Source organism: Aetokthonos hydrillicola CCALA 1050 (assembly GCF_017591665.1).
Lineage (GTDB): Bacteria > Cyanobacteriota > Cyanobacteriia > Cyanobacteriales > Nostocaceae > Aetokthonos > Aetokthonos hydrillicola.
In genome coordinates, this window is sequence record NZ_JAAKGC010000280.1 from 1 (window position 1) to 2522 (window position 2522).

The following is a 2522-nucleotide window of genomic DNA, read 5'->3' on the forward strand; positions in this document are numbered from 1 at the left end:
ATAGAAGGTCGGATTTTACGACTTATCGATTATTTGCGATCGTCACACTACTTAATAGTTTTGGATCATCTGGATAGTATCTTAAGCAAGAATCAGAACGATTCTACTGATTGCCGATTTCAGGAGTATGATGTACTTTGGCAACGAATTGGAGAACTAGAGCATCAAAGCACGATTATACTAACTTCTCGAGAAAAGTCAAAAAAAATTGAGTTACTTGAAGGAAAAAGCCTACCAGTTCGCTCGTTAAAGTTGTGTGGCTTAAAGGACGCTGAAGGACGAGCAATTTTTGAGGAAAAAGGCTTTTTTTGTGAAACACATAGTGAATGGAAATCTATCATAGAATACTATGGTGGAAATCCACTTTTTCTCAAGATAGTTTCCTCAGTTGTTCAAAATTTATTTGATAGTAATCTAGATAAATTTATTAAATATTGGAAACAAGACGCAATCATTTTTGATGATATTCGTGACATTTTTAATTGTCAGTTCGATTGCTTGTCGGATTTAGAGCAATCTGTTATGTATTGGTTGGCGATTTATCAACAACCTGTTTCGCTTCAAGAACTTCGAGATGATCTTTTCTTGCTGAGGAATAAACACAAGTTACTAGACGCATTGATGTCTCTACAACGGCGATGTCTGATCGATAAAGTTGTTGCTGATAATAACCAGGTACATATATTAAAAATCACTTTACAACCCATCCTTGCAAAGTTCGTGCTTGAACGCTTCATTGAGAAGATTTGCCATGAAATTTTAGTAGAAGAGATGCCCTGTTTAGTCATGAGCCACCCCCTAGTCAAAGCCCAAAACAAAGATTCTATAGCAAGAGATCAAGAGTTCCCGATTTTGCTGTCTATTGCAGAGCGATTGCTAACCCTTAGCCAAAGTTATAGACAAATTGAATGTAAACTCAATCGAATGCTCTTAAAAATCAATGAAAAATTTTATACATTATCAGGGTATGGGCTAGAAAATCTTTTTAACATATCTAGTCAACTTAATATTACTTTAAGTGGAGCTAACTTTTCTAGGCTTACAGTTGTGCAAAATGAAATTCCAGATGCCAATAAATTGAAATTGGCTCAAGCTGGTGCGAGTAAATCTAGAGAAACTGTTGTTGTGACAACCTAGACATATCAGGGATTTGAGAATCAATGGCCATAGAAATCTCACTATTTTATCCCTTAAGTTATCACTTTTTCTACCATCCTTTGATTAAAAAATGTCAATTAAAAATGTTAATTTGGAGCCTACAGAGGATCCTCAGATTGAGAGCATGGTCGTGGATCGGTATAAGTGAAACTCGTTGAAAATTTCATGCCTAGTAGTGGAAATATTTATTATGCCAAAAATTATCTCTATTCACTCGTACCGAGGTGGTACTGGAAAGTCAAACTCAACAGCTAATATTGCTACAGCTATTGCTTGTAAAGGTAATAGAGTTGGCATAGTTGACACTGACCTTCAGTCACCAGGTATTCACATCTTGTTTGGCTTAGAAGATGGGCGGGTAAAACATACCCTCAATGATTTTCTCTGGGGTCGTTGTGCAATCACTGACGCTGCTTATGATGTTAAATCAGTACTTAAAGACCAAACAAATAACCGTAGTAGTATCTATTTAGTCCCTTCAAGTGTTAAATTGAACGATATTTCTCGTGTGATACGAGAGCGGTTCGACGTTGAACTGCTACTAAAGGGCTTCAAGGACTTAATAAAAAATCTTAAACTTGACTACCTGTTTGTGGACACCCATCCTGGTCTGAATCAAGAAACCCTGATCTCTCTCACAACTTCTGATATTGTCTTGTTAGTACTTCGACCGGATCAACAAGATTTTCAAGGTACAGCTGTCACTGTAGATGTAGCACGTAGACTGCGGGTACCCAAGTTACTACTACTGATTAATAAAGTCTTAAAAGACTATGACTTTAACGATTTACAAAATCAAATTGAACAAGTTTATCAAACACCAGTTGCTGGAATGATTCCTGAATCAGAAGACCTGCTTCGGCTTGCTAGTAAAGGTATTTTTTATTTGCAAGACTTTAAGCATCCTATAAGTCAGGCGATAGAAAAAGTTGCAAAACAAATCATCGTTTAAGAGGGTGTGGGGTGTCGGGGGTAGGGTGTAGGGGAAATCAGGTACAGCAGAATTGAACTTCCCTAAACCCGACGGGGCGAAGCATAAAATGAATGTCCTACACCCCACACCCAAGAAGCGAATCATGCTTTTTTCTCCTACACCCCACACCCCGCACCCTACACCGTAGTTTTTTGTAAAAAGGGTTTTCCGTTTAACTTCTAGACCAAACCATTGCAATTAAGTTACTTGCAATGTACTGTATGATTCCTTAATATTCTAAAAATGTTACTTTTTCTGCCATAAAAATATTACTTTTTATGGTATTTGAACAATAATATATAAGACCATAAGATGGTAAGGTCGATATATAAGTTAAAATGATTTTTTTAATTTATCTTTATATTATAAATTAATAATTTTTAACAAAAAA

The 2522-nt window shown here is 36.2% G+C and carries 1 protein-coding gene and 1 pseudogene; both read left to right on the forward strand.

The window, feature by feature from the left end:
* Positions 1–1137: pseudogene (locus G4P69_RS36925) on the forward strand (hypothetical protein); the annotation flags it as partial.
* A 211-nt stretch (positions 1138–1348) separates the two neighbouring features.
* Positions 1349–2110, forward strand: coding sequence for a MinD/ParA family ATP-binding protein (locus G4P69_RS36930; protein WP_208354800.1), 762 nt, complete (start codon positions 1349–1351; stop codon positions 2108–2110).
* Positions 2111–2522 lie beyond the last annotated feature (412 nt).

Excerpts from the sequence above, each read along its gene's own strand:
- G4P69_RS36930 (WP_208354800.1), top strand. The coding sequence starts at position 1,349 with ATGCCAAAAATTATCTCTATTCACTCGTACCGAGGTGGTACTGGAAAG.